Source organism: Paenibacillus curdlanolyticus YK9 (assembly GCF_000179615.1).
Taxonomy (GTDB): Bacteria; Bacillota; Bacilli; order Paenibacillales; family Paenibacillaceae; genus Paenibacillus_T; species Paenibacillus_T curdlanolyticus.
Genome location: NZ_AEDD01000012.1, coordinates 202,326 through 228,293, shown reverse-complemented (window position 1 = coordinate 228,293; position 25,968 = coordinate 202,326). Strand labels below are relative to the sequence as shown.

The window sequence follows — 25,968 nt, the reverse complement described above, 5'->3', positions numbered from 1 at the left end:
TGTTTAAATATCCGGATTCTTTGGAACGCAAATGTACTATTAGCAGGCGCGGTATTATGACCCTCGGGAAGCGCGGTTTATTTCGGCCGATAGCTACCGCGGCGAAGGCGAGCATCCGCTGAGCTTGAACCTGTATACGTACGCGCTCAACAACCCAGTAAACTTCGTTGACCCGACGGGTCATATGAGCTGGTGGCAGGTCGACGACTTGGCGAAGGGCATTTTGTCCTCGCTAGGCGATATTTCAGGCCTGTTCAGCTTCAAGACACTCGACGCGTTGTGGAAGACGGGCAAAGCGATTGCGAAGGGCAAAATCTCGTTCAAAGATATTGCACGCTCATTCATATCCTCGGTAACGGGACCGTTTATGTACCTCTACAACAATTCGAGATACGTATGGAAAGGAGATCCGAGCAACCGAGAGGTGAAAGAGTACGGCAACCAGCTGGGCACGGCGCTGCAGATGGTCGTCGGCAACGGCGGTGCAATGAAGGCGGTTCTCCGTGTCATACCGAAGCTGGAGAAGCTGCTGAGCAAGATTAAGCCGAAGAAGAGCAGTAGTAATAGTAGTAATAACCACCGGAGCAAGGGATGTAACTGCTTTACTGCAGGTACCTTGATCCTAACCGATAATGGAGATAAGCCAATCGAAGAAATAAAGATTGGAGATAAGGTTCTTTCACGGAATGAGAATACAGGTGAAGAAGCTTATAAACCTGTCATTCGTTTATTTGAGAGGGAAGCTTATGAAATTTATAATATCCATGTTGGCGATCAGGTTATTGAAGCAACAGGTAACCATCCTTTTTGGGTTCAGGGTGAGAAATGGGTACTGGCAGCGGAGCTAGAGGTTGGAGACTCGCTTCTTCAGACGGGCGGTCGTACATTAAAGATTGATTCTATAACTATTGAGAAGCGCCAAGAAACCGTTTATAACTTCGAAGTGGCCGAATTCCATACTTACTTTGTAAGTGGGTTAGGCGTATGGGTTCATAATGAAACTTGTCCTCGACCGGGATCTTATACTTAATGGACTACCCTTTATACAAGGATAAGTTATTAGATTTATTGCCAAGCATTTGTATGGCTGCCCATGCGGATAAAAAGGTGGATATTAAGCAGCAGGAAAAGTTGTTTGGATTATTAAAAGAGATTGCTAGGACGTATCATTCGGAAAGCTGGATCCCTAAAAATATTATTGCTACGTTGTTACAAACTTATCTAATGATAGAGCCGGAAATACAATATGCTCAAGGAACAGATAAGGAATTTTTAATAAAGTTTTGCTGGGAACTACAAGAAAATATTATGAATATACTAAATGCTAGCTTAATTAGATAGTTATGTGCTGTGCTTAACCTTGAACGGCTGGTGCTGTTCAAGGTTTTTTAGATAACCCATAAAAAAAGGAGCTGTCACACATGACCCAGATCAAATTTTATGAGACAAACAAACCCTACGGCTGCTTTTCTAATTTCTCGAAGCATCCCATTGAGCTGAACAATAAACGATGGGCCACTGTTGAACATTATTTTCAAGCGATGAAATTCGAGAACACCAGCTTTGAAGAGGAAATAAGATTACTGCGAACGCCTATGGAGGCAGCTATAGCAGGCCGCGATAGAAACAAGCCGCTCCGGAAAGATTGGGAAGAAATGAAAGAGATCATAATGCGGAGAGCGATTGAAGCCAAATGTGAACAACATGAAAGCGTAAGGGATATCCTAGTTTCTACTGGAAATTGCCTGCTAATCGAACATACCAAAAATGATTCTTATTGGGCTGACGGCGGGGATGGCAGTGGCCAAAACAAACTGGGTCAATTGCTTATGGAGGTAAGAAGCGAACAACCAGAGTTTAATGGAGTATTTTATCCTCCTTTGCAGTGCATGGAGCATGTTGCTGATAAAGAAGCTTATTTAAGCGAACAACAAAGCTGGTTGATGAGTTTAAGTGAGGAAGCACGAAATGAATATTCCCGTTATTTTAAAGAAAATAGATAGCAGAATCGTAGATGTTGGTGCAGGGAGCAGGTCAATGTTGCCATGAAAAATGATGACAGAGAATTGGTCAAGAAGCTAATGAGACAGTCCATTTCTAAGGCTGAATTCAATGGCTTGTTTAGCGAAAATATTGAAGAGAACCCTAAGTACATCATTCAACTCTTAGAAGAGGCTTATGAGAATCGAGAAGCGGATGATGTAGATTATGCTTTATTTGTTGGTTTCACGTTTGACGTATTTACAGAAGATGTTGTAGCGGTTTTATGTAAGCTTATCGAGTCTTCCTGGCATTATCAGCATGAAAATATAGCGATGATTCTTCAAAGGTTAAAATCGCCGGAAAGCATTCCGTACCTTTATCGTACCGCATTGATGAAATTTAATTATTTGGACTTTGATGAAAGCTATGCTTTAGCTGTGAAATGCATCTGGGCATTAGGGGACATCAACACTATAGAGTCGCGGGAAAAACTACAGCTGCTCGCGCAATCAGAAAACGATGTTATTCGGTCCAATGCTACTAAACAGTTAACAAGATAGTGTTCACCGACCGGCCAAGAGGGGACTTTTGCTTACGAACAGCAAGAGTCCCCTCCTCCGTTTCGGCGGAAGGGATCGTTTCAGCTTCCAAGCTGCTTTTATTTGAGAGCCTGCACAACCTGCGGATCTAGCAGCATGTCTGTAAACCAGTTTGGATAAAGGGGCTGAGGACGGGTCAGCAGATTAAGCTTTGCAATTTCCTCTGTTGTCAGCTCGAGCTGTGCAGCTTGCAAATTGTTCGTTAGCTGAGAAGGATTGCTGGCTCCGATCAATACACTGCTCACATGGGATTGAGCCAACAACCATGCGACGGACACTTGGGCAGCTGTTGCTGCATGCGCTTTAGCAATTTCTTGGACGGTATCTAGGACGGTGAAGCCCCATTCTTTGTCATGGGGGAGAAAATCAAAGCCGCTCAGTCTATGACTTGGATCTTTCATATTTTCACGCGTATACTTGCCGCTCAGAAAGCCGCCAGCCAACGGACTCCATACCGTAAGGCCGATTCCGTTACTCTGCATGAAAGGCGTTATTTCGTGTTCAATATCCCGTCCAATCAATGAATAGTACATTTGACCGTTTATAAATGCAGCCCATCCACGGTCCTTTTGCATTTGAACGGCTTGAGCAGCCATCCAGGCAGGCCAGTTCGAGTAGCCGATATAGCGCACCTTTCCTTGACGAACAACATCATTTAATGCTTCCAATGTTTCTTGGAGCGGGGTGAACGGGTCGGTTTTATGAACAATATACAGATCAATATAGTCCGTGCCTAACCGAGTCAAACTGTCTTCTACAGAGCGAATAATGTGCTTGCGGGATAACCCGGTTTGGACAAGTCCGGAGCCGACGCGGTTCCCGACTTTGGTAGCGATGATGGTCTCATGTCGACGCGAACGAAGGAGGCGGCCTAGAATGACTTCACCCTGTCCGTCAGCATACGCATCTGCTGTATCAAAGAAATTAATGCCTGCATCCAGCGCTTGGTCAACCATTGTCTGTGCTTCATTGTCCGCTACTTTGTAGACACTTGGGATATTGCCTGAACCGAAAGTCATTGAACCGAATGCGAGCTTCGATACGATTAAACCCGATTGTCCCAGTTGGGTATATTTCATTTCTTCCAGCCTCCATTATTAACTTTATGTGGTAAAATCATTTTATAGGAAAACGGCGGTTTATTTCTTGTTCAAAGCAATCAGAAAGTTGTACAAAATGCGCTAACCATTGGAGGGTTTCACTTGCCGGATACTCCGATTATTGCTAGCAGTAGCTTTGGTTCGTCTTCTATAAAATTGTCGGGCTGGAGAGACGTATCGCCGCAAGAAGCGTTTGAACCGGCGCTATCCGATCATTTGATCGTTATTCATACGACACCCAAAGCGGTAAGGGTCTTGGAGAAAGCGGATGGGTATCATCAGGAAGGGGTAGCGAAGCCTAATGATATCAACATTTTTTCTGCTGGCGATATGTCGTTCTGCAGATGGGAAGAAGACCTCTCCTTTCTCCGCCTCGATTTGCCGCCGTCGTTGATCGAAAAGGTGTCTAATGAGCTCGAGCTTGCTTCCAGAGGTGCTGATGTCGATTTTGGAAGGCATATTCGGTTAGGCGATGAGCGCGTCGTTCAGTTAGCCCGGTGGTTGTTTGAGGATTTGAACAATGGCAGCTCAGGCCAAATATATGTCGATTCGCTTATTCATATGCTGGTTGTCCATTTGCTTCAACAGTATGGAACCGCCTCTGTGAAACAGAGCGCAAGCCCGCAGCAGCTCGCTCGCAGCCAAATCGATCGGGCTTTAGATTTTATACATGAAATGCTAGAGCAAGATATTGCTTTAGAAGATATTGCAGCAGCTGCGAATGTCAGCCCCTCTCATTTAGTGCGGCTTTTTAATAAGGCTACAGGGCTCCCGCCGCATCAATATATCCTTCGAGAAAAAATACGCAGGGCGCAAAAGCTGCTGCTTAGCGGGAAATCGGCTCACGAGGTTGCTGCATCGCTTGGCTTTAGCGATCAGAGTCATTTGCACCGCCATTTTAAACGTATTGTGGGGGTAACCCCTCGCGCGTATGTCCTTCAATTCCGATCGTAGGCGTAATATGCAAAAAAGGTACCCACATGCTAAACACTTTTAAGTGTCCAGTGTATGGGTACCCGCTTAACGCCCTTATTCTTTGGTTTTCCTCACGTTAGTAGTTCTCCACCGTAAATCCGCCAGCGCGCAGCTTCGTCACGACGCCGTCCTGACCTAACATATGGAGTGCTCCCACGACAACAAAGTACGTCTTTTTGTCCGGACTGTTCAGGAAACCCGTTACTTTCTCCGCCATGCCGGCATTGCGATCCGCCAGCATCGCTTTGTAGTACTCCTCGTTTGAGGATATCTGCTGGGCTAGCGCGGACAGCGTGTTCTCGTCGCCCTCTTTCCACATCTCCGTTAGCTGATCGATTCCGCTCTCGTCTGTGCTCGGATTGTTGTATTCAGCGATCGTTTCATTCAACTGGCTTTCTTGAAGGCCGTCCGAGAAGCTGGCGAACATCTGGATTTGCTGCTCGTATGTCTCCAGTCCGATAATGGGCTTCTTCGTCTGGATTGCGTTGTTTAAGAAGTATTGGTCGATGCCGAGGGAAGGATCGTACCCCTCGTCACTTGTTTGGAACGTCGAAAAGATTTGGCTTACGACCCAAGGCTTGTAGGTGTCGAGCGCATTTTCCTTAATATTGCGGGATTTCAGAATGGCGGTCACTTGCTTGTATAAATCGGCCGAAATATGATCCTTCAGCGTCGTGCCGTCCGTATAGACGCCATATTTGGTGATAAGGCTGTTAGCTGTCGCCTGATCGACTTGGGTCAAATCAACCTCAAGGGCGAGGTAATCCGCAGCTTTGAAAGCTTCCTCATATTCCTTGCGCAGCGGATACATCGCTTTGTCGGCAACATGGATGGAACCAACGAGATAAACGGTGTTTCCGTTGTTTTGGACTTTCCACATGAAGCCTTTGCTTGCTTCGGCTTGCGGTACCTTGGAGGTCAGTGTAATCGTATTCGTCGATTGGGACCAACCAACGGCATATCCGGTAGCTTCCCCAACGAACCGGAGCGGTACGAAGGTTGTGCCGTTTACGATGCGCGGGGCGGCGGTCAGTTGGACGGCGTTGCCATTTACGTTGGCGGTGGTGCTGCCGATTTTCAGCGCGATGGTGAGGTCGCCTTTAATGCCGGTTAACGTTTTGGCGGAATTGTTCCATTGGAGTGCGATGTGCAGCTCGTTAAACAGCGGCTTCAGCGGAACGAAAGAAGTGCCTTTGTCGACGAACGGCTGCTCCCCGCTGATCTTGATGGGGTTGCCGTCTACCACGACGGTGGCGGAAGGCGCTGGTTTCGTAGGGGCGGCGAAGGCGGAGGTGGCGAAGGAAGACAGGATGAAAGCGACGGTGACGAATAAGGCACTGAGTTTCTTGAATCTCATTGCAGGCATACGCTCCTTGTTCAGATATTGGTATAAGGAAACAATTCGAGGAATACCCATAAATCCCTTTTAATAGGCGGTTATTATTTTGCAAAAAAGCCGCCAGGACATCGTGCCCTGACGGCTTTTCACTTACTATAAGCTTGGTTACGATTCTTTCCCGTACTTCACCGCAATCTTGCCGCTCTCTTGCAGCCCTGCGCTCGTTAATGAAACGTACAGCTCGCCGCCAATGCTGCTTAGCGCAGTAAGCTTAAGCGTAGCTTTCGTTCCCGATGCAACAGTCGTCTGGCCGAGCAGCTTGCCTTGCTTGCTGTACGCTTTGATGACGTCGCCCTTCTTGATGCTGGAGACGGTCACGGTGTCGCTGGACGCGCCTTTTTTGTTTACAATCGTTACTTGCTTCGTGCTCAGCGGAAGCGTAGCGGCGTTCACTTTAAACTTGTAGTCGCCGGCATTGCCGCTGAAGGTGAGGTAGTAGGTTCCGGCAGCGAGTGTTGTTTTACCGCTCGACGTATCGAGGTAATTGCCCTTGCTGTCCAGCAGATTGAGGTATAGGCTCTGGTCGGCGTACCCTTTAATCTGGCCAATCGAGATCACCGACCGGGAAGTCAGGGTGAAGCGGTAGTAGTCATAGTCGCTATAGTGCTGGAGACCCGACTCATATAGCTTGTTTACGGCAATAGGCGTAGCTGCTGACAGCTTGTCATTGTTTTCTTGCTCATAGGTGCTGCCTGGCGTGAATTTCAGCGTTAGCGAGTAAGGCGAGCCGCTCACATTGCCGTCGTAACGGCTGATTCGCACATAGTATTCGCCGGCAGGAAGGCCGACGTTTGACACGGTATTGCCCTTCGCGAGTTCACTGTAGTTGGTATAGCCATACCAAGGGAATGCGTTGCCTTCGCTGTCATACAGCTGATAGCGCCAGCTGATGCCGCTTACGTTCGGAATGACCAGGGAAAGCTTGCCGCTTTGCGCCAAATTGAACTTATAGAAGTCGACGTCGCTATAGTACTGCAATGCAGTGTCATAGGTTTTATTCACACTGACAGACGTGGCTGTCGACAAGGTATCGTTGCCTTCCTTTTCGTACGTGTCGCCGGCCGTGAATTTCATTTGAAGCGTATACGGCGCGATATCCACGTTGCCGTCATAGCGGCTGATGCCTACGTAATAATCGCCAGCCGGAAGGCCAACGGTCGAGATGCTGTTGCCCTTGGCAAGCTCGTTTGACTCGGTATAGTTATACCAAGGGAACGCGTTGCCTTCGCTGTCATACAGCTGATAACGCCAGCTGATGCCGCTTACGTTCGGAAGAATAATCGATGCTTTGCCGCTCTTCGTCAGGCTGAACTTGTAGTAATCGACATCGCTATAGTACTGCAAGCGGGACTGGTAGTTTTTGTTGACCGAGATGATCGTCGCAGTCGAGAGCGTGTCATTGGCTTCTTTCTCGAACGTGTCGCCCGGCGTGAATTTCAGCTGAACGCTGTAAGGCGTCTTGGTTAAGTCGCCATCGTAACGGCCGATACGCAAGTAGTAATCGCCAGCTGGAAGGCCCACGCTGGAAACGGAATCGCCTTTGGCCAATTCGCTATAGCTGGTATAAGCATACCAAGGGAACTCTTTGCCTGTGCCATCGTAGAGCGAATAACGCCAGCTCTTGCCGCTGACGTTCGGCATCGTAACGTCGAGCTGTCCGGCCGTATCCAAGCGGAAATGATAATAGTTTGCATCATTGTAGTCCGATAGAAGACCGGCATACGATTGATTCACTTGGATGTGTTGTGCCTGTTCGATGGAATCGTCGCCCTTATCGGCGAAAGCAATGGCTTGCGTCTGCAGCAGGCCGATGATCGCGAGCAGGCTGAGCAGCTTGTAAAAGGTTTTTCTGGACAAAACAAACGCACCTCCGACTAATAAATGGAATAAATGAAAATAAATCAAGCTGTTTCGTTGCTTTTGGACTAAGTCGATATTCCTAGATCGCGTCGATCATTATACTTGGAGAATTATGGGGTTGTCCATTAAAATTTTGCCAAAAAAACGGTCCGCCTTCCTCTAAATAGGGGATGGCGGACCGTTATCGTTAAATGCAATATGGATCGGAATGCTAGATCGCTTCCGTCTGTTTCTTCGATGCAGCGAATTGGCTTTCGTACAGATCAGCGTAGAAGCCCCGCTGCGCGAGCAGCTCCTCGTGGGAGCCTTGCTCGATGACCGCGCCTTGGTTCATGACGAGGATGCGGTCAGCGTCGCGAATTGTAGATAGCCGGTGCGCGATGACGAAACTGGTGCGGCCTTCCATCAGCGTGTTCATCGCCTGCTGGATATGCACCTCGGTTCGCGTATCGACGCTGCTCGTTGCTTCGTCAAGAATAAGGATTTGAGGATCGGCAAGAATAGCTCGCGCGATCGTAAGCAGCTGCTTCTGCCCTTGCGAGATGTTCGACGCTTCTTCATTGAGCACCGTATCGTAGCCGTCCGGCAGCGTACGGATGAAGTGGTCGGCATAAGCCGCTTTCGCTGCCCGCACGACATCGGTTTCCGATGCCCCAGTGCGGCCATAGGCGATGTTGTCGCGGATCGTGCCGTTGAACAGCCATGTATCCTGAAGCACCATGCCGAAGCTGCTGCGCAGCTCGGCGCGCGACATTTGCGTAATGTCGGTGCCGTCGACGGTAATTCGACCGCCATTCAATTCGTAGAATCGCATGAGCAGATTGATGAGCGTCGTCTTGCCGGCGCCCGTAGGACCAACAATGGCGATCGTTTGGCCGGGTTGAACGTTGATGTTCAAATCGTCCATGAGCAGAGCATCGGCTTTATAGCCGAACTTCACATGCTCGAAACGAACCTCGCCTTGCGAAGCGGATTTTTTGTGCAAATCCACGCTGCGCTCTGTTCCCGGCACTTCCTCTTCTTCATCCAATAGCTCGAATACGCGCTCGGCAGAGGCGATCGTCGATTGGATGATGTTCGCGATTTGCGCGGTCTGCGTAATCGGCATCGCGAATTGGCGCGAGTAAGAGATAAATGCTTGCACATCGCCGATCGTGATCGCTTTATGCAGGACGAGAATGCCGCCGGCAACGCTGACTAGCACATAGCCGATGTTGCCGATGAAGCCCATAAGCGGCATGATGATGCCGGAGATGAATTGGGCGCGATAGCCGGATTGATAGAGACGTTCGTTCACCTCATCGAACTTGGCGATGGACGTCTGTTCGCGGCCGAACGCTTTGACGATCGGATGGCCGGTGTACATTTCCTCAACGTGTCCGTTCAATTCGCCAAGCGCCTTCTGCTGTCCGGCAAAATGCCGCTGCGACCGCTTCGCAATCATCTTGATGACAACAAAGCTGAGCGGTAGCGTGATGATCGTAATGAGCGTCATCAGCGGACTGATCGTCAGCATCATGACGACAACGCCGATCAAGGTGACGATGGCCGTAATGAATTGGGTTAAGCTTTGCTGGAGCGTACCGCTAATATTATCGATGTCATTGACTGCGCGGCTGAGCACCTCGCCATGGGAGCGCCCGTCGTAAAATTTCAGCGGCAGCTTCGCGAGCTTCGCATTGACGTCCTCGCGGATGCCGTACACGGTACGCTGGGCTACGCCAGCCATAACGTATTGCTGAATGTAGCTGAACACCGCGCTAATGACATAGAGCACGACGAGCGTGAGCAGAATCTTCCCGATGGCGTCGAAGTCGATGGCTGCGCCTGCGATGCCATTTTTTTTGGCCATCAAGCCCTCGAACAGCTTCGTTGTGGCATTGCCTAGAATTTTCGGGCCGAGAATCGAGAACACCGTGCTAAGCACGGCAGTTAGCAGAACGACGAGCAGTGCGCCGCGATGCGGATGCAAGTACCGAATGAGACGGCGGAACGTTACTTTGAAGTCCTTCGCTTTCTGTCCTGGCCCCATCATGCCGCCTGGGCCGCCACGCGGGCCAAAGCCCATCGCGCTAGGATTCATGCCGCCGCCGGGAGGTCCGCCGGGACGAGGGCCAGCGCCGCCCGGGCGGGGTCCGCCTTGGCCTGCGCCTTGATCAGCCGCCATAACAGGCATCTTCATCGATTTGCTCATGCGATCTCCTCCTCTGACAGCTGTGACGTGACGATTTCGCGATAAATTTCGTTATTCGCCAGCAGTTCGCGATGCGTGCCAATGCCGGCAATGCGGCCTTCATCGAGTACGATGATGCGATCGGCATCCATGACGGTGCTTACGCGCTGGGCAACGATGAGCAGCGTTGATTCGGTCGTCTCTGGCCGAAGGGCGGCGCGCAGCTTCGCGTCTGTTTTGAAGTCGAGCGCGGAGAAGCTGTCGTCGAACAGATAAATTGACGGCTTCCGGACGAGGGCGCGGGCGATGGATAACCGCTGCTTTTGCCCGCCGGAAACGTTGGTGCCGCCTTGCGTGATGAGCGATTGGTAGCCATCGGGCATTTTGCCGATAAAGTCTGCGGCTTGTGCGACTGTCGCCGCATGCTGAACCTCTTCATCGGTCGCCTCTTCATGGCCGAATCGGATGTTCTCGGCGATGGTGCCGGTGAACAACGAAGCCTTCTGCGGGACGAGACCGATCGCTCCGCGCAGCGCATGCTGCGTCATCTCCCGGACGTCTACGCCATCGATGAGGACCGTGCCCTCGCTGACGTCATAGAAGCGCGGAATGAGGTTGATCATCGTCGATTTGCCAGAGCCCGTGCCGCCGATAATGGCTGTAATCTCGCCAGGGGCAGCGGTGAACGAGATGTCCGACAGGGCGTGCATCTCGGCGCCGGGATAACGGAACGAGACATTGCGGAACTCGATGAAGCCTTTTGCCTCGCCTTGTCCGGCTGCAGCAGCAGCGCGCTTGGCAGGATCGACGATGTTCGGCTGCATATCGAGCACCTCTTGAATGCGTGCCGCGGATGCGGAGGCGCGAGGGACCATGACGAACATCATCGATGCGAAGATCAGGGCGAACATGATTTGCCATGCATATTGGATGAATGCCATCAGGTCGCCGACCTGCATGCCGCCATTGTCGATTCGGATACCGCCGTACCAAATAATCGCGATGCTCGCGAAGTTGACGACCAGCATCATGACCGGCATGAGAGCCGCCATCATCCGATTGACCCGGATCGCCGTATCGGTCAGATTCGTGTTTGCATCTGTGAAGCGAGACTGCTCATGGCGAGTCCGGTTAAACGCGCGGATGACGCGAATGCCGGTCAGATGCTCGCGCAGCACGAGGTTAAGCTTGTCGAGCCGTTTTTGCTGCAGCTTGAAAAGCGGGATCGTACGCATGGAGACGATTAGAATGACCACTGCGATGATTGGAACAAGCCCGATAATGACGAACGAAAGCTTAACATCGCGCGACAGGGCCATAATAATGCCGCCAAAGCACATGAGCGGAGCCATGACCATGACGCGCATCATCATTGTCAGCACTTGCTGAACCTGCGTGATGTCGTTCGTTGTTCTAGTAATTAAGGAAGCGGTGCCGATCTTGTCGAATTCATTGAGCGAAAATTTCTCGACGTGGGCGAACAGCTTGCTGCGCAGGTCGCGCCCGAAGCCGCCAGCCGATTTGGCTGACAGATAGCTGGCGCCGACCGAGCAGATTGCTCCGCCGAGCGCGATGAGCAGCATGAAGCCGCCGATGCGCCAAATATAAGGGGTGTCGCCGGTTACAATCCCTTTGTCGACTATGTCGGCCATTAAGGTAGGCAGATAGAGATCGGACAACGATTGCAGGAAGACGAACAGCAGAACAAGCGTTACAGCAATTCGGTAAGGCTTCAAATAGCGTAATAGCTTAATCATCCTCTGACATTCACCTCATTTTAATAATTGTAGGGGGCCGCCATTAACGCTTAGGCGCAGGGGGCTCATGGTTTTCGGGCGTGCAGGACGCAGCTCCGTTATCGGCATAAAACTGGAAGATATCGTCCAATAGGCCGATCAGTTGCTGGCTCCGTTCCAGACCTAGATGCTCGACGACGCCCCCGATTGTTCGCAGCATGGTCGCTTCGGCATCCTGCGTCATCTGTTCGCCTGCGGCTGTCAGCCGAAGCAGGACGGCACGCCGATCGGAAGGGTCCCGGTGGCGTTCAATGAGCCCCCGAGCCTCAAGTACGTTGACCGTTTGGGTTACCGTAGGAAGCGTCACGTTGAGCGAACGGGCAAGATCGGAGGATTTGAGCCCATGATCGGAGCGCTGCGTGATGTGGCGCACGTGGAATAGGGTCATAATTTCGCTTTTCGTATAACCGCCGCTTGGTTTAAATCCGGTCCAATTCATATTCCGCAGCTGTCGGAATGCTCGGATAAGTTCGCTGGTTGTTTGCTTATGCTCCGACAAAGGCATCAGCTCCTTTATGATTTATAGTTTACTTAGCTAACCTAATTATATGTATGTGAATTAAAAGCGTCAACGCATCCCTGCTTGCACGCCATTGGATTATTTCATGAAGACTATTTATAAAAGGCTAGTAAATTGTGTATTATAAGAGGATAGATATTTGTCGCAGGAAGGGTTGATCGGAATGGACAATAACAAGACATCATCCTCGAATTTTATCCGCAATATCGTCGTTGAGGATTTGAAGAACGGCGCTGTTAGCGAAGTAGTTACGCGGTTCCCGCCGGAGCCCAATGGGTATCTCCATATCGGACATGCCAAGTCGATCTGCCTGAACTTCGAGCTGGCGGATGAATTCAAGGGGCGGACGAATCTGCGTTTTGACGATACGAATCCGCTGAAGGAAGATACGGAATACGTTGATGCGATTAAGGAAGACGTGCAGTGGCTGGGCTTTAACTGGGACGAGCTTCGTTTCGCATCGGATTACTTTGAAGAAATGTACGATCGCGCAGTGCTTCTTATTAAAAAGGGCAAAGCGTATGTATGCGACCTGTCCGCGGAGCAAATGCGCGAAACGCGCGGCACGCTGACGGAGCCGGGTCAAGAGAGCCCGTACCGCAACCGCAGCGTGGAGGAGAACCTCGACCTGTTCGCGCGCATGCGCGCAGGCGAGTTCAAGGATGGGGAGCGCGTGCTTCGCGCGAAGATCGATATGGCTTCGCCTAACATGAACTTCCGTGACCCGGTTCTGTATCGAATTGCCCATGCGCATCATCACCGGACGGGCGATGCATGGTGCATTTATCCTATGTACGACTATGCGCATCCGCTGGGCGATGCCATTGAGGGCGTGACGCACTCGATCTGTACGCTCGAGTTCGAGGATCACCGCCCATTGTACGATTGGACGATCGCGGAATGCGAGATGGAGGCTGCGCCTCATCAGTACGAGTTTGCGCGCCTGAACATTACGAACACGATTATGAGCAAACGATACCTGAAATCGCTCGTCGACGAAGGCATCGTGGACGGCTGGGACGACCCGCGCATGCCGACGATCAGCGGCCTTCGCCGCCGCGGCTTTACGGCTGAGGCGCTTCGCGCATTCTGCCGCGAGATCGGCGTTGCCCGTGCGAACAGCTTGGTCGACGAGCGGATGCTGGAGCATTTTATCCGGGAGGACCTGAAGCTGAAGACGCTTCGCTCGATGGCTGTCGTGCGTCCATTGAAAGTAGTCATTACGAACTACCCGGAGGGGCAAGTTGAGCAGCTCGAAGCGGAGAACAACGCCGAGAACGAAGAGATGGGCACGCGCTTGATTCCGTTCTCCCGCGAGATTTACATTGAGCAGGACGACTTCATGGAAGACCCGCCGGCGAAGTATCACCGTCTGTTCCCTGGCAATGAGGTGCGCTTGAAGCATGCTTACTTCGTAAAATGCGAAGAGGTCATTAAGGATGAGGCAGGGCAAGTGATCGAGCTGCGCTGCACATACGATCCGGAGACGAAGAGCGGCTCCGGCTTTACGGGGCGTAAAGTCAAAGGAACGATCCATTGGGTAGAGGCTACGCAAGCGAAAGCGGCGGAGTTCCGCCAATTCGAGCCGCTGCTCGTCGATGATGAGAGCAATGCGGACAAGCCGTTCCTTGAACGGATCAATCCGAACTCGCTCGAGGTGCTGCAAGGCTTCGTGGAGCAAGGGATGGCCGACGCGGCCGGACAAGATAAGTTCCAGTTTTTCCGCCACGGCTACTTCAATGTAGATCCGAAGCTGTCGGGAGCCGATAAGCTGGTGTTTAACCGGGTTGTATCGCTCAAGAGCTCGTTCGATCCGAGCAAAGCTTAGTATTATAACCGAACAATGCTGGAATTATGGTACGCAATCGTACGATAATTCCAGCTTTTTTTATGGTAAAGACGGCTGGGAAGCCAGCAATTTCTATGGGATTGACGATGTAAATTTTGCAATGATAGAATAGGCTCATATTCGTAGGATCGACAATATGTGTCAAATTAACATTAATTTCTACTATTTTTGGTTAAAAATGGTGTCGACAGCTTGATGATGGGGAATGAGGGACATCGCCAGTGCCGGAAGAGCTTGAATTGCTTGATTATTGGCGCATTTTGCGTCATCGCTTGTGGATTATGATCGTGATGGTCGTATTCGGTGTAAGCATCGCGTTTGGCTATGGCCAATTTATGCAAAAGCCGAACTATGAGGCGAATGCAAAGCTGGTCATTCGACATTCGGTTGACGATGCTTCGGCGCTTGCTTCCGAAATCGATGCGATAGAAGCCAATCTGAAAATGATGGATACGTACAAGGAGTTTATTCGAACGCCCGTCGTTATGGACAAGGTGGTAGCGGAGCATCCCGAGCTGGGGCTGCGTTCGGGCGAGTTAGCAAGCCGAATCAAAGTAAACGCGGGGCTAAACTCGCAGTTGCTTACGATTGTGGCGCATGACGGGTCATACAGTCGCGCAGCACAAATTGCGAATGCGGTGTCGGAAGTATTCCTAAGCGAGGCGAAGCGAGTGTTTCGCGTAAGCAATATGGACTTGTTATATAAAGCGGATCCTGCACCTAAGGATTTGCCGGCTCCTGTCGGGATGAATCTGAAGATGCTGCTCGCGATCGCGTTTATTGTATCGTCGATGCTGGGAGCGGGCATTTGTGTGCTGTTGGCTTATTTGGACCGATCGATTCGCAGCGAGCGAGACATTCAGCGTGTGCTGCAGCTGCCGACGTTCATTGAATTGCCTTTGTACATGGAAAGCAAGAAACGGATGGGCGGTCGGAAAGCAAGCATGCCAAAACGCGGGAGAGCGGGGGAAGACCGGGATGTCCCGTTGGAGAAATAAGCTAATCATGCTTGGCGGCGTAGAGTCGCCCCATATTGATCTGTATCGCTCGCTGCGCGCGCAGCTGGACTACGCCGCATCTGCGTCGCGCAAGAGCATAACGATTGTAGCTGTAGCGGCTCCCCACAGGGGCAATGGCGTGACCGAGACGGTTGCGAATCTGGCAATCGCTTACGCCCAGGCGGGACGGCGGACGCTGCTCGTAGACGGCGATCTGCGAGAGCCCATGCTTCATAAGCTGTTCGGCATCAGCAATCGGGTCGGATTAAGCTCGATCCTGGTCTATGCGAATGAAGCGGATGAGGCGGTGCAGCACGGCGTTCTGCCGAATTTAAGCATCGCGCCGGCAGGGCCGAAAGCGACTGGGGGCGTTGACCTCGTCGCTGCCGGGCAGCTGCAAACGCTGTTTAAGCAATGGCGCGAGGAGTACGACGTCGTCCTGCTGGACACGCCGCCGCTTTTGTCCTCCGCAGCTGCGCAAATGCTGGCGGGGGCATGCGATGGCGCGCTGCTTGTTCTGCGAAGCGGAGTAGCGAAGGAAGAGGATGCGCTGCGCGTCAAGGCGTTGCTGGAGACAGCGGAGGTAGCCGTATTAGGCACAGCGTTGACGCACGGCAAGCACAAGAAGCTTCCGAAGCGGTACAGCCAAAGATAGGCGGCCGCAATGCTTGCCTGGCTGTCGCCCCGTGCGGCAATTGCAAGCGAATTGCCAGTGGCAAGGATTGCTTAAGCCGATGAGGGTATCACGTAGCGCAGATCAGACAAACAGGGCTTCAATGCGCGTAATCGCCCATTCCAGCTCTTTGCTCGAGATAGTCAGTGGCGGTGCAAGCCGGATCGTATGCTCATGCGTTTCCTTGCACAACAACCCAAGCGACATGAGACGTTCGCAATACGGGCGGGCGGGAACGGCTAGCTCAATGCCCACGAACAATCCGCTTCCGCGAACATCGCGGATGAGCGGATGGCTGATGCGGCTAACCGCTTCAAGCAACCTTGCGCCGAGAGCGGCGGAACGGGCGTCGAGCTGCTCATCCTCGATTACGGCGATCGATTCGGCTGCCACGGCACAGGCCAGCGCATTGCCCCCGAACGTCGAGCCATGCGAACCTGGATCGAATACGTCGAGAATGCTGCGGTCGGCGGCAATCGCCGAAACCGGCAGAATGCCGCCGCCGAGCGCTTTCCCCAGCACGTACATGTCCGGCACGACCCCGTAATGGTCGCAAGCGAATCGTTTGCCCGTTCGTCCGAAGCCCGTCTGAATCTCGTCCGCGATAAACAGCACATTATGCGCTCGGCATGCCGCAGCAGCGGCCGCGAGGTATCCGTCAGGCGGCAAAATAATGCCGGCTTCCCCTTGGATCGGCTCGATGAGGAAGGCAGCGGTGTTGGAAGTGATAGCGTCCTCCAGCGCCTCGATGTCGCCGTAAGGGATAATGCGGAAGCCGGGCGTGAACGGCCCGAAGCCGCTGCGGTAGGCCTCCGTGGAAGAGAAGGAAGTGGCAGTCACGGTGCGGCCATGAAAGTTGCCCTCGCATACGATGATTTCCGCTTGCTCCGCGGGAATGCCCTTGTGCATGTAACCCCATCTGCGGCTCGCTTTTATGGCTGTTTCAATCGCTTCGGCGCCAGTATTCATCGGAAGAATGGCTTCTTTGCCTGTATAAGAAGTTAGCTTGGCGCAAAGCCGGACATAAGGCTCGTTATAAAAGGCGCGGGACGTCAGCGTTACCTGCATCGCTTGATCCAGCAGGGCCCGAATGAGGCGGGGATGGCGATGGCCAGCGTTTAAGGCCGAGTAGGCGCTGAGCATGTCCATATACCGATTGCCGTCCGCATCGGTTACCCATACGCCGCTGCCTTCGACGATGACGATTGGAAGCGGGTTGTAATTGCGGGCTTCCAGCGGCAGCACCTGAGCGAGCAGCCGGTCGGTAGCAGTTGGCTGTTGAGCCATAGCTGATCATCTCCTCTTGGAATGGCGGTTTCATAAGAGTGTATGCATAAAGCGGATCGGGATATGTACAGCTGCAGCGGCAGATTAGGAAGGGGGAGGAAATTGATGGAGTCACGGCGAGGAGCGGCTTCACCGTTAACGGAGGCGATTGTGCTTGCGGGCGGAAGGAGCACCCGTATGGGGCAGGATAAGGCGCTGCTGCCTGTCGATGGCCGCCCCCTTCTTGCGAAGCTAAGCTTGGAGCTGCAGGCGCTAGGCATGCAGGTTACGATTGCGGCTGGAAGTGAAGAGCGAGCGGATGCCTACCGCGAGGTTCTTGCTGCATCCGGGATCGAAATCGGGCAAATGCGTTTTGTTACGGATCAATACCCCGATTGCGGCCCCATGGCGGGGCTGCATGCAGCTTTAACGGCCATCTCGCAGAGCGGCTGTCATGATTATGTTTTCGTTATCGCATGCGACATGCCGAGTCTATCGACTGGTTACGCCGCTCGGCTGGCCTCGCAGACCGGCTTCGCCAATGCGCAGGGGGCAGCCTTTATTGGCGCCTCGAGCCAGCCTTTTCATGCGTTGTATCATACGAGGGCAATTCCCATTCTTGCTGCGCTGCTGTCAACAGAGCGTTATCGCATGATGGATTTGCTGGAGCAATTGCAAAGCATCATTATCGAGCCGCAAGGCGCTTCGGAGGAAGCGGCCTTCATGAATGTGAATACACCTGGAGCTTATCGGTATTATCTTGCTAGGGAACTGTAAGCGGGAGCTAAATGAGAAAGGATGTTAATCATGAAAACCATTCGTAAAGCGCTAATTCCAGCAGCAGGGCTTGGAACGCGATTCCTGCCCGCAACCAAGGCGATGCCGAAGGAAATGCTGCCGATTCTGGCGAAGCCAACGATTCAATATATCGTGGAGGAAGCGGTTGCCGCTGGCATTGAGGATATCATTATCGTAACGGGCAAGCACAAGCGAGCGATCGAGGATCACTTCGATAACGCCTTTGAGCTGGAAGAGATGCTAAAGTCGCAAGGAAAGCTGCAGCTACTGGAGCGGGTGCAGCAATCCTCGCGGATGGCAGACATTCACTATATTCGGCAAAAGGAGCCGCTAGGGCTCGGGCACGCGATCTGGGTTGCGCGCAAATTTTTTAATGACGAGCCGTTTGCCGTGCTTCTCGGCGATGATATCGTGCAGGCTGAGGTGCCTTGCATCCGTCAGTTGATTGATACCTATGAGAAGGTGCAAAGCCCGGTGATTGCGGTCAAGCATGTGCCTGATGAGGAGACCAACCGGTACGGCATTGTAAAGGCGAGGAACGAGGAAGGGCCGCTCTATCAGGTGGAGCGCCTTGTGGAGAAGCCGCCGATAGGGCAGGCGCCATCGAATTTGGCGATTATGGGCCGATACATTTTGACGCCGGAAATTTTCGAGCTGCTTGAGCGCCAGGAACGCGGCGTTGGCGGGGAAATTCAATTGACGGATGCCATCCAATCGTTGAATGAGCTGCAGCAGGTATACGCTTATGCTTATGAAGGCACGCGGTACGATGTCGGCGATTTGGGCGGATTTATCGATACGACTTTGGAATTTGCAATGCGCAATGACGAGCTGCGGGAGCAGGCAATCCAGACGATGGAGCGGCTGCTGCGGCAGTATGGAAGAGCGTAGTAGCAGTCAATCGGCTGATAGACTTGCAGATTTGTATGTAGCATAAGGGAATGACAGCAAGGGGCGACACCACGCTTGTTCGGAACCACGAAGAACGGGCTATGCTTTTCTACGTATGTGCAGAAAAGGATAGCCCGTTTTTTTGATAAATAGATAAAGCAGTTGGGAGAGCGAGAGATGACGATAGCCGGCCATACTGAGGGGGACTTAGCTGCCGTTGTGACCGATGAAAGCGGGCCAGGGGGCTTAACCACGGTCTCAACCGTAGACAACACAGCAAGGCGAAGGACAAGGTATCACGCAGTGAAGCGGTCGATGGATTTGGCAGGCGCAGGAATGGGTCTGCTGGTGCTGAGTCCTGTATTTCTCCTGCTCGCCGTTCTCATTAAGCTTGAGGATGCGAGAGGCCCCGTGTTCTTCCACCAGACGCGCGTCGGGAAGGACGAGAAGGAATTTCGAATGTACAAGTTCCGATCGATGATCGCGGATGCGGAGAATCAGTTGGACCATTTACTCGGTGAAAACGAGATTAAAGGCGCGATGTTCAAAATGAAGGAGGACCCGCGCATTACTCGAATCGGTCGCGTTATTCGCAAGACCAGCCTGGACGAGCTGCCGCAGCTGCTTAATGTGCTTCGGGGCGAGATGAGTCTTGTCGGACCGCGTCCGCCGCTGCCGCGCGAGGTCGCGACGTATACCGAGTATGACAAGCAGCGCTTGGCTGTTACGCCGGGCTGCACAGGCCTGTGGCAGGTAAGCGGGCGCAACGGGCTGACCTTCGATCAGATGGTTGAGCTTGATCTGTCGTATATTAAGCGGCGGAGTATATGGCTGGATTGCTGGATTGTGCTGCGTACGGTTGCAGTGTTGTTCGGTTCGAAGAATGCCTACTAAGAAGAACAGACGAGAAGGGTGAACCGCATTGAAAGTTGCAGTCGTACATGATTGGCTTGTAACCTACGCAGGCGCAGAGAAAGTGTTGGAACAAATTTTGCTGCTCTATCCGGAGGCAGACTTGTATTCGTTGGTCGATTTCCTGCCGGAGAACAAGAAAGGCTTCATTCTGAACAAGAAGACGAATGTCTCCTTCATTCAAGACATTCCTTTCGCGAAACGCATCTATCGCAAGCTGCTTCCGCTTATGCCTCTGGCGATCGAGCAGTTCGATATGTCCAAGTACGACCTCATCATCTCCAGCTCCTACGCGGTTGCCAAGGGCATTGTGACCGGCCCGCATCAATTGCATGTGTCCTACGTGCATTCTCCTATGCGTTACGCTTGGGATTTACAGCATCAGTATTTGAAGGAAAGCAGGCTGGAACGGGGACTCAAAGGGTTTATGGCGAAGTGGATGCTTCACCGCATTCGCATGTGGGATTATCGGACGTCGAACGGCGTGGATTATTTCATGGCCAACTCGAATTTTATTGCGAATCGGATTTGGAAGGTATACAGACGCGAAGCGAAGGTAATCTATCCGCCGGTTGATATTGAAGGCTTCGAATACTCGGAGGACAAGCAGGACTACTACATTACGCTGTCGCGGATGGTACCGTATAAGAAGATGGACCTGATCGTAGAGGCATTCGCAACGATGCCTGACAAGAAGCTGATCGTCGTCGGCGATGGACCGGATTATAACAAAATCAAGTCCAAAGCGACGTCGAACGTTGAGCTGCTCGGCTACCAGTCGCAGGAAAATGTACGCAGCCTTCTGAAGCATGCGCGTGCATTCGTATTCGCGGCGGAGGAGGACTTCGGCATCTCGGTAGTCGAAGCGCAAGCGGCGGGGACGCCAGTCATCGCCTTCGGCAAAGGTGGCGCGCTGGAGACCGTGATCGATATCGCTGCGGCTGAAGAAAATGCGGCTGTGCAGCCGACGGGCGTCTTTTTCAAGGAACAGACGGTGGCCTCGCTTGTGGAGGGTGTCCTGCGATTCGAGGAGCATGCGGCGCGCATTAGCTCGCAGGCTTGCTTGGACAATGCGAAGCGCTTCTCGACGGAGCGGTTCGTAACGGAGTTTAAGGCGTATACAGAAGAGCTGCTGCAAGAAGCGCACGGAAGGGAACGGAGCCTTCGTGAAGAGAAATACGATTATCGTCGGAACCCTGACTTTAATTAGTTTGCTGCTCGGCTTCGGCCGAGAGTCCTATATTGCGTATCTATTCGGTGCAACAGATGCGACGGATGCCTATTATGTGGCGATGATCGTACCCGATCTGGTCGCAGGCTGGATCGGCTATACGGTAACCAATGCGCTGATTCCCGTGCTGCGCAAGGAGTGGGATCGGTCGCTGCGGTCAGGAGAGCAGCTGATTACGACCGCCTTCTTGTACGTGGGAGCAGCCTCATTGGCGCTTGCCGCAGGCGTTTATGTGATGGTGCATCAAGTGGTGGGGCTGCTGGCGCCGAATTTTAGTGCGATGCAGCATGAGACGGGGGACGATCTGCTGCGCATTATGGCAATTGCCATTTTATTTTCGGCTTTATCGGGCTTGTTCTCAGGCATTAACAATACGTTCGAGCAATTTGTTTATTCCTCGCTTGTCGGCATTATGTATAACGCGTTCTTTTTCCTGACTTTGCTCGTGCTTTATCGATGGTTAGGCATTCAGGCGCTCGCGTATGGTTTGCTGGCTGGCGTCGTTGGCCGATGCCTTGTGCAAATGGTGCCGCTGCTCCGGTCGCGGAAGCTCAAGCTGGAGCTGCAATTATGGCATCCTTCGATGAAAATCGTCGTGAAGGCGATGGTGCCGATTTTTCTGAGCCAAGCGTTAACGCAAATCAATCAAATCGTGGACCGGATACTCGCCTCGGGGCTGCCTGCCGGGCAAATTAGCAATCTGAACTACGCCTCCAAGCTAGGGCAGCTGCCAACGGGGCTGATTGGCGGGACAATCGCCACGACAATGTACATCCGGTTCGTGCGCAGCCATAACGAGGGCAACCTCGGGGAGATGGGGCGGTTGTATCGCAAAGGCGTGTCATGGATTATCTTCGCAGGGCTGCTCGTTAGCAGCGGGCTGATTTTTTATGGCGATTCGCTTGTAGCGGTGTTCTACTACCATGGCAAGTTTACGCTTGGCGACCTGCATGTGACGGCCTCGCTGCTGCAAATTTACGGCGGGTTCTCATTCTTCTACATGATGCTGCCGATTACCGTGCAGTTTTTCTTCTCCTTCCATGGAGGCCAGAAAATTATCCTTGCTTCTGTAGGCGCAGTCATTGCCAATCTTGTATGCGGTTATGCGCTTGTCCAGTCGTATGGCGTGAAGGGGCTCGTCGTCGCCAATGGCCTATCCGTCGCGGCTAATGTACTCATTTTGTATACGCTCGCGATGCGCAAGCTGCAGGCGGGGGTGTTGCGCCACTCGCTGCAGGTGCTGCAAGCTGTCGCTCCTGGCGGAGCGGTGCTGCTGGCTGCGCTGATCGGCTACGCGCTGGTTGTACCGTCCTCAGTTGAAGCAAGCAAGCTGCTGCTGATGGCAAGGGGCGGCGGAGCGCTGCTCGTTACGGGCGTGCTGGTGCTGCTCGTGGCGAAGGCGATTTTCCGGCACAATGATATTTTATCGACGCTGTTAAAAATGGTTGAACAGGCCGTGAAGCGGCTCATTCCAAGGAAGAAGGTACAGATGTGATGCAGCACAATGCCAACAAGCTGGCGATTATGCGGGGGAGCTCGCAGTATGTCAATCCTCGCCATTATAACGTACAGGAGATCGGCTTGGGCAAAGCGCTTGCCGGGCTCGGCTGGCGCGTCACCGTGTACTCGTCTGGTCCGAAGGAAGAGGTCATTCCGGTACAGGAAGGGCTAGTATGGCATGAGCTGCCCCGCATTGGCGGTCGTCTCACCGGCTGGCCGCACCGTGGCTATGGCAGCTTGCTCCGTGAAGGTGCGGATGTCATTCAATGCCAGGATTTAAGCAACCTCGGGATCGTGTCTGCACATTACGCGGCCAAACGCAGCCGTGTTCCGCTTGTGCTCTCTCTCGGTGAATACGAGTCTAACCGCCGTTTGAAGACATGGCTGACCCAAGGCAACGCAGCGCTTATTCGCTCGCAAGTGCAGGGAGTCCTATGCAAAACCAAGGCAGCGATGCGCTATGCGGGGGAGCTGAGGCTGCAGCCCGCGCATTATGCTCCGGTTGGCATAGATCCGGATGCGTATGACGCGACAATACAGGAAGAAACACGGGAACGCATCTCGGCAATCCGTGCGGCACAAGCCGAAGGATACACGGTGCTGATGCACATCGGGCGAATGGACAAGGAGGACAACTTGTCGTTCTTGCTGGATGTGATGCAGCGCGTCAATGCGCGAGTAAAGCTGGTGCTTGCTGGAGAGCCGAAGGCGTTCGTCGAGGCGCTTCCTTCATACGGGCAAGTGCGTGACCGCGTGTGGCTGCTTGGCCGCGTGCCGAACAGCCAGATTGGCCATTTGCTGCAGGCGTCGGATGCTTATATGACGTGCTCGTCGTATGAGCCATTCGGAATGGCTGCTGCGGAGAGCATCTATCACGGCTGTCCGGTTCTCGGCTACGCCGCGGGAGGCATTGCCGAGATCGTACGCCATGACGAGAGCGGCTGGCTGCTGGAGGAGCGCGATGCGGAGGCATGGGCAAGGCAACTCGATGAATTCATCGAGCGGGGCCAGCTTCGCGCGTGGCGGGACGGCTGCTTTGGCCAAGGTAGGTCGCTGCTCTGGGCCGAGCGCGCGAAGGCGTATCACTACGTTTACGAGGCGTTGCTCGCGCAGCAGCGTGCAGCTGCTGGGAGAGGAGTGAGCCGATGAGTATGAATAGACCGATCAAGAAGGCGCTGTTCGTTAATCAAACGGGCCGCTTCGGCGGCGCGGAGCGGGTGCTGCTGGATTTGCTCCTGCATCTGGACCGTTCCCGTGTGGCGCCTGTTCTGGTTTCGCCTGAAGGCGCCATGCAGCAGGAAGCGATAAAGGCCGGAATTTCATGGATCGAGGCGCGAGAGTTCGAACGGATGGATACGACGCGGGGCAAGCTGAGCGGCCGCGATGCGGGACAGACGATTCGGCTGTTCCGCAAGCTCAACGCAATAATCAAGGAACAGCAGCCGGATTTGATTTACTCCAATTCGGTGAAAGCGCATTTGCTCGTCAACCTCATGCGCCGCAAGACCCCGACGTTCGTTCGGCTGCATGATTTTCCAAGCAGCTTCGGCGGAATGGCTAAGCGCATGTTCCGCTACGCGCTTTGCCATGCGGATCATATCAGCTGCGTATCGCAAAGTGTAGAGAGCGATCTGAGGACGTTCATCAACGATGCAACCGGTGCGAGCATCAGCCATGCGCATAACGGATACGAGCTGAAGCCGGCTGCCTCATCGGTAGCGGAGCAGCGCCATACGGAGGAGAAACGCATCATTATCGCCGGCTGGCTGCTAGCGTGGAAAGGGTTCGACGTATTCGTCGAAGCGATGGAGCGCATTGCGGCGCAGCTGCCCGATTGGCAGTTTGTCATTGCCGGAGCTGCCGCTGAGGACGCGCAGGGAAGCATGGCGTATGCCGAGCAGCTGCGCGCTCGCGTGGCAAGGTCGCCCTTTGCACGGCAGTTCCTTATGTATGGCGGCTACAAGTCGCTGCATGAGCTTGCCTGCTGCGCGGCCCACAGCGTTTTCGTCCATGCATCTATTCGACCGGATCCGCTTCCGACGGTGCTGCTGGAGGCGTCTGGCGCCAAGCTGCCGATCGTCTGCTCCAATCTGGGAGGAAGCCGGGAAATTATTCGCCACGGCTGGTCAGGATTGGTCGTGCCGCCGACAGCGGAGGCGCTGGCAGAGCATGTGCTCAAGCTAGCCCAGAACGAAGCGCTGCGAGTGGGAATGGCAGAGCATGCGTATACGAGCTGCGGCGAGCGTTTTCGGATGCAAGGGTACGTGGATCGAATGACAGATCGCATGATGGCGACGATGGAGCGTGTACGATGAGAGATCGCAGTATCTTATTTATTAATTCCAGCAGCTTGCCGATACCTGCCGCTTCCGGCGGCGCGATTCAGCAGGTGCTGGGCCAAATTGCAGCGGAGCTGGCCAATCGAGGCTGGGACGTCGGGATGATGACGATGACGACCGAGCAGTCGATCGCCCGGCAGCCGTCGTTTGCAGAGAAGCCGCTGCGCTGGCATGCGATCGATACGCCGATTCAGTCGGGGGGCTTGCGCGGCATTTGGAATGCGCGCAGGACGATTAGGCGGCTGCTGCATAACGTGGACCCCGCGCTTTATGCCCATGTGGTTGTGTTTGATCCCTACATAGCGCCGATTGTTCGGCAGTGGAGCGCGGATGCGAAGATCATTTGGAGCGCCCATAACGTGAAGAAAAAGACGAAGCATGCACTTCGGTGGTGGTGCAAACCGATGGATGGCATCATTAGCGTCAGCGCATTTTTGCAAGCGTCGCTTGAAGAAACGATACCGCGCGCGCTGAAGCTTACGCATGAGGTGATTCATAACCCGCTTGGCCAGGAATGGCTGGAAGCAGGCGTTCAAGTAACGCGGCAGCCGAACTCTATTTTATATTGCGGACGGATCGTAGAAGAGAAAGGGCTGCACTATCTTGTGGATGCGCTGGCACAGCTGCCAGAGCCGTTAAAGCAAAGCGTTAAGCTGAGCATTGCAGGCGGTAGCCATTTTCTCGGATCGGCGGACAGCCCTTACATTCAATCGGTCATCCGCCAACTGGAGCAGAGCGGTGTATCGTATGAGTCGCTCGGGTTTATCTCGCATGATCAGCTGATTGCGGTATATGACCGCCATGATGTGCTGGTCATTCCGAGCAACTGGGATGATCCGGCCCCAGTCGTGGCTTCGGAAGGGCAAGCCCGCAACTGCCGGATGATCGCGACGACGGCAGGCGGATTGCCTGAGATCGTTGCCCCCTATTGGCGAGACTACCTCGTGCCGCGCGGCGACGCGCAGGCGCTCAGCTCGTCCATTGCACGGATGCTGGAGAGCAGGCAGGAGGCGGCAGCCGCATCGGAGGTTCGGCTATGGCTGAACCGTGAATTCAGTACACCAGAGATCATACAACAATGGGAGGCCATGCTGTTATCCCGCTAG

At 53.3% G+C, this 25,968-nt stretch carries 23 protein-coding genes and 1 pseudogene; 17 read left to right on the top strand and 7 right to left on the bottom strand.

The window, feature by feature from the left end:
- Nucleotides 1–55 precede the first annotated feature (55 nt).
- The 5 genes and pseudogenes from PAECUDRAFT_RS26600 to PAECUDRAFT_RS24960 all read left to right on the top strand — a co-directional run.
- A pseudogene (locus PAECUDRAFT_RS26600) lies at nucleotides 56–172 on the top strand (RHS repeat-associated core domain-containing protein); the annotation flags it as partial.
- Between the two features lie 12 nt (nucleotides 173–184).
- Complete coding sequence (locus PAECUDRAFT_RS26670; protein ID WP_158306261.1) at nucleotides 185–1,030, top strand: polymorphic toxin-type HINT domain-containing protein; 846 nt, start codon at nucleotides 185–187, stop codon at nucleotides 1,028–1,030.
- A complete protein-coding gene (locus PAECUDRAFT_RS20960; RefSeq protein ID WP_006040156.1) occupies nucleotides 1,030–1,341 on the top strand; it encodes a hypothetical protein in 312 nt (103 codons plus the stop codon). Before PAECUDRAFT_RS26670 ends, PAECUDRAFT_RS20960 begins: the two co-directional genes overlap by 1 nt.
- 80 nt (nucleotides 1,342–1,421) lie before the next feature.
- Nucleotides 1,422–2,003: an NADAR family protein gene (locus tag PAECUDRAFT_RS20955; RefSeq protein ID WP_006040155.1), complete on the top strand. Its 582-nt coding sequence runs from the start codon at nucleotides 1,422–1,424 to the stop codon at nucleotides 2,001–2,003.
- Between the two features lie 42 nt (nucleotides 2,004–2,045).
- The gene (locus PAECUDRAFT_RS24960; protein WP_006040154.1) at nucleotides 2,046–2,543 is read left to right on the top strand and encodes a HEAT repeat domain-containing protein; all 498 of its coding nucleotides are present in this window, start codon (nucleotides 2,046–2,048) and stop codon (nucleotides 2,541–2,543) included.
- 98 nt (nucleotides 2,544–2,641) lie between these two features.
- Here the strand turns inward: PAECUDRAFT_RS24960 and PAECUDRAFT_RS20945 are convergent, their stop codons facing one another.
- Nucleotides 2,642–3,661, bottom strand: a complete 1,020-nt coding sequence (locus tag PAECUDRAFT_RS20945; protein WP_006040153.1) for an aldo/keto reductase — start codon at nucleotides 3,659–3,661, stop codon at nucleotides 2,642–2,644.
- A gap of 123 nt (nucleotides 3,662–3,784) precedes the next feature.
- Between PAECUDRAFT_RS20945 and PAECUDRAFT_RS20940 the strand changes: the two genes are divergently transcribed.
- Nucleotides 3,785–4,636, top strand: a complete 852-nt coding sequence (locus PAECUDRAFT_RS20940) for a helix-turn-helix domain-containing protein (RefSeq protein WP_006040152.1) — start codon at nucleotides 3,785–3,787, stop codon at nucleotides 4,634–4,636.
- Nucleotides 4,637–4,733: 97 nt separating this feature from the next.
- On the opposite strand, the gene PAECUDRAFT_RS20935 is transcribed toward PAECUDRAFT_RS20940, so the two are convergent.
- From PAECUDRAFT_RS20935 to PAECUDRAFT_RS20915, 5 genes are all read right to left on the bottom strand, one after another.
- The gene (locus PAECUDRAFT_RS20935; protein WP_006040151.1) at nucleotides 4,734–6,014 is read right to left on the bottom strand and encodes a TraB/GumN family protein; all 1,281 of its coding nucleotides are present in this window, start codon (nucleotides 6,012–6,014) and stop codon (nucleotides 4,734–4,736) included.
- Between the two features lie 147 nt (nucleotides 6,015–6,161).
- Complete coding sequence (locus PAECUDRAFT_RS20930) at nucleotides 6,162–7,913, bottom strand: pre-peptidase C-terminal domain-containing protein (RefSeq protein WP_006040150.1); 1,752 nt, start codon at nucleotides 7,911–7,913, stop codon at nucleotides 6,162–6,164.
- Nucleotides 7,914–8,127: 214 nt separating this feature from the next.
- A complete protein-coding gene (locus PAECUDRAFT_RS20925) occupies nucleotides 8,128–9,999 on the bottom strand; it encodes an ABC transporter ATP-binding protein (protein ID WP_050794406.1) in 1,872 nt (623 codons plus the stop codon).
- A gap of 107 nt (nucleotides 10,000–10,106) precedes the next feature.
- Nucleotides 10,107–11,846 carry an ABC transporter ATP-binding protein gene (locus tag PAECUDRAFT_RS20920; protein WP_006040148.1) on the bottom strand — a complete coding sequence of 580 codons (1,740 nt, stop codon included), beginning with the start codon at nucleotides 11,844–11,846 and terminating at the stop codon, nucleotides 10,107–10,109.
- 43 nt (nucleotides 11,847–11,889) lie between these two features.
- Nucleotides 11,890–12,384, bottom strand: a complete 495-nt coding sequence (locus PAECUDRAFT_RS20915; RefSeq protein WP_006040147.1) for a MarR family winged helix-turn-helix transcriptional regulator — start codon at nucleotides 12,382–12,384, stop codon at nucleotides 11,890–11,892.
- 184 nt (nucleotides 12,385–12,568) lie between these two features.
- On the opposite strand from PAECUDRAFT_RS20915, the gene PAECUDRAFT_RS20910 reads away from it, so the two are divergent.
- The 3 genes from PAECUDRAFT_RS20910 to PAECUDRAFT_RS20900 all read left to right on the top strand — a co-directional run bounded on the left by PAECUDRAFT_RS20910 (nucleotide 12,569) and on the right by PAECUDRAFT_RS20900 (nucleotide 15,907).
- Nucleotides 12,569–14,233, top strand: coding sequence for a glutamine--tRNA ligase/YqeY domain fusion protein (locus PAECUDRAFT_RS20910; RefSeq protein ID WP_040713740.1), 1,665 nt, complete (start codon nucleotides 12,569–12,571; stop codon nucleotides 14,231–14,233).
- 242 nt (nucleotides 14,234–14,475) lie between these two features.
- Nucleotides 14,476–15,252, top strand: a complete 777-nt coding sequence (locus tag PAECUDRAFT_RS20905) for a YveK family protein (RefSeq protein WP_006040145.1) — start codon at nucleotides 14,476–14,478, stop codon at nucleotides 15,250–15,252.
- On the top strand, nucleotides 15,233–15,907 hold the full coding sequence (locus PAECUDRAFT_RS20900) for a CpsD/CapB family tyrosine-protein kinase (protein ID WP_006040144.1): 675 nt from the start codon (nucleotides 15,233–15,235) through the stop codon (nucleotides 15,905–15,907). The genes PAECUDRAFT_RS20905 and PAECUDRAFT_RS20900 overlap by 20 nt, the downstream gene beginning before the upstream one ends.
- A gap of 102 nt (nucleotides 15,908–16,009) precedes the next feature.
- Here the strand turns inward: PAECUDRAFT_RS20900 and rocD are convergent, their stop codons facing one another.
- Nucleotides 16,010–17,212: an ornithine--oxo-acid transaminase gene (gene rocD, locus PAECUDRAFT_RS20895; RefSeq protein ID WP_006040143.1), complete on the bottom strand. Its 1,203-nt coding sequence runs from the start codon at nucleotides 17,210–17,212 to the stop codon at nucleotides 16,010–16,012.
- 105 nt (nucleotides 17,213–17,317) lie between these two features.
- On the opposite strand from rocD, the gene mobA reads away from it, so the two are divergent.
- The 8 genes from mobA to PAECUDRAFT_RS20855 all read left to right on the top strand — a co-directional run bounded on the left by mobA (nucleotide 17,318) and on the right by PAECUDRAFT_RS20855 (nucleotide 25,968).
- Nucleotides 17,318–17,968 (top strand): molybdenum cofactor guanylyltransferase, encoded by a 651-nt coding sequence (mobA, locus tag PAECUDRAFT_RS24955; RefSeq protein WP_006040142.1) that lies wholly within the window; start codon nucleotides 17,318–17,320, stop codon nucleotides 17,966–17,968.
- A 30-nt stretch (nucleotides 17,969–17,998) separates the two neighbouring features.
- Nucleotides 17,999–18,880 carry a UTP--glucose-1-phosphate uridylyltransferase GalU gene (gene galU, locus PAECUDRAFT_RS20885; RefSeq protein WP_006040141.1) on the top strand — a complete coding sequence of 294 codons (882 nt, stop codon included), beginning with the start codon at nucleotides 17,999–18,001 and terminating at the stop codon, nucleotides 18,878–18,880.
- Nucleotides 18,881–19,057: 177 nt separating this feature from the next.
- Nucleotides 19,058–19,774 carry a sugar transferase gene (locus tag PAECUDRAFT_RS20880; protein WP_006040140.1) on the top strand — a complete coding sequence of 239 codons (717 nt, stop codon included), beginning with the start codon at nucleotides 19,058–19,060 and terminating at the stop codon, nucleotides 19,772–19,774.
- Between the two features lie 28 nt (nucleotides 19,775–19,802).
- Complete coding sequence (locus tag PAECUDRAFT_RS20875) at nucleotides 19,803–21,002, top strand: glycosyltransferase family 4 protein (RefSeq protein ID WP_006040139.1); 1,200 nt, start codon at nucleotides 19,803–19,805, stop codon at nucleotides 21,000–21,002.
- On the top strand, nucleotides 20,959–22,518 hold the full coding sequence (gene murJ / locus PAECUDRAFT_RS20870) for a murein biosynthesis integral membrane protein MurJ (protein ID WP_006040138.1): 1,560 nt from the start codon (nucleotides 20,959–20,961) through the stop codon (nucleotides 22,516–22,518). Before PAECUDRAFT_RS20875 ends, murJ begins: the two co-directional genes overlap by 44 nt.
- A complete protein-coding gene (locus PAECUDRAFT_RS20865; protein ID WP_006040137.1) occupies nucleotides 22,518–23,672 on the top strand; it encodes a glycosyltransferase family 4 protein in 1,155 nt (384 codons plus the stop codon). The genes murJ and PAECUDRAFT_RS20865 overlap by 1 nt, the downstream gene beginning before the upstream one ends.
- On the top strand, nucleotides 23,669–24,838 hold the full coding sequence (locus tag PAECUDRAFT_RS20860) for a glycosyltransferase family 4 protein (RefSeq protein WP_006040136.1): 1,170 nt from the start codon (nucleotides 23,669–23,671) through the stop codon (nucleotides 24,836–24,838). The genes PAECUDRAFT_RS20865 and PAECUDRAFT_RS20860 overlap by 4 nt, the downstream gene beginning before the upstream one ends.
- Nucleotides 24,835–25,968: a glycosyltransferase family 4 protein gene (locus PAECUDRAFT_RS20855; RefSeq protein WP_006040135.1), complete on the top strand. Its 1,134-nt coding sequence runs from the start codon at nucleotides 24,835–24,837 to the stop codon at nucleotides 25,966–25,968. The genes PAECUDRAFT_RS20860 and PAECUDRAFT_RS20855 overlap by 4 nt, the downstream gene beginning before the upstream one ends.

Excerpts from the sequence above, each read along its gene's own strand:
- PAECUDRAFT_RS26670 (WP_158306261.1), top strand. The coding sequence starts at position 185 with ATGAGCTGGTGGCAGGTCGACGACTTGGCGAAGGGCATTTTGTCCTCG.
- PAECUDRAFT_RS20960 (WP_006040156.1), top strand. The coding sequence starts at position 1,030 with ATGGACTACCCTTTATACAAGGATAAGTTATTAGATTTATTGCCAAGC.
- PAECUDRAFT_RS20955 (WP_006040155.1), top strand. The coding sequence starts at position 1,422 with ATGACCCAGATCAAATTTTATGAGACAAACAAACCCTACGGCTGCTTT.
- PAECUDRAFT_RS24960 (WP_006040154.1), top strand. The coding sequence starts at position 2,046 with ATGAAAAATGATGACAGAGAATTGGTCAAGAAGCTAATGAGACAGTCC.
- PAECUDRAFT_RS20945 (WP_006040153.1), bottom strand. The coding sequence starts at position 3,661 with ATGAAATATACCCAACTGGGACAATCGGGTTTAATCGTATCGAAGCTC.
- PAECUDRAFT_RS20935 (WP_006040151.1), bottom strand. The coding sequence starts at position 6,014 with ATGAGATTCAAGAAACTCAGTGCCTTATTCGTCACCGTCGCTTTCATC.
- PAECUDRAFT_RS20925 (WP_050794406.1), bottom strand. The coding sequence starts at position 9,999 with ATGAATCCTAGCGCGATGGGCTTTGGCCCGCGTGGCGGCCCAGGCGGC.
- PAECUDRAFT_RS20920 (WP_006040148.1), bottom strand. The coding sequence starts at position 11,846 with ATGATTAAGCTATTACGCTATTTGAAGCCTTACCGAATTGCTGTAACG.
- PAECUDRAFT_RS20910 (WP_040713740.1), top strand. The coding sequence starts at position 12,569 with ATGGACAATAACAAGACATCATCCTCGAATTTTATCCGCAATATCGTC.
- PAECUDRAFT_RS20900 (WP_006040144.1), top strand. The coding sequence starts at position 15,233 with ATGTCCCGTTGGAGAAATAAGCTAATCATGCTTGGCGGCGTAGAGTCG.
- rocD (WP_006040143.1), bottom strand. The coding sequence starts at position 17,212 with ATGGCTCAACAGCCAACTGCTACCGACCGGCTGCTCGCTCAGGTGCTG.
- mobA (WP_006040142.1), top strand. The coding sequence starts at position 17,318 with ATGGAGTCACGGCGAGGAGCGGCTTCACCGTTAACGGAGGCGATTGTG.
- galU (WP_006040141.1), top strand. The coding sequence starts at position 17,999 with ATGAAAACCATTCGTAAAGCGCTAATTCCAGCAGCAGGGCTTGGAACG.
- PAECUDRAFT_RS20880 (WP_006040140.1), top strand. The coding sequence starts at position 19,058 with ATGACGATAGCCGGCCATACTGAGGGGGACTTAGCTGCCGTTGTGACC.
- PAECUDRAFT_RS20865 (WP_006040137.1), top strand. The coding sequence starts at position 22,518 with ATGCAGCACAATGCCAACAAGCTGGCGATTATGCGGGGGAGCTCGCAG.
- PAECUDRAFT_RS20860 (WP_006040136.1), top strand. The coding sequence starts at position 23,669 with ATGAGTATGAATAGACCGATCAAGAAGGCGCTGTTCGTTAATCAAACG.
- PAECUDRAFT_RS20855 (WP_006040135.1), top strand. The coding sequence starts at position 24,835 with ATGAGAGATCGCAGTATCTTATTTATTAATTCCAGCAGCTTGCCGATA.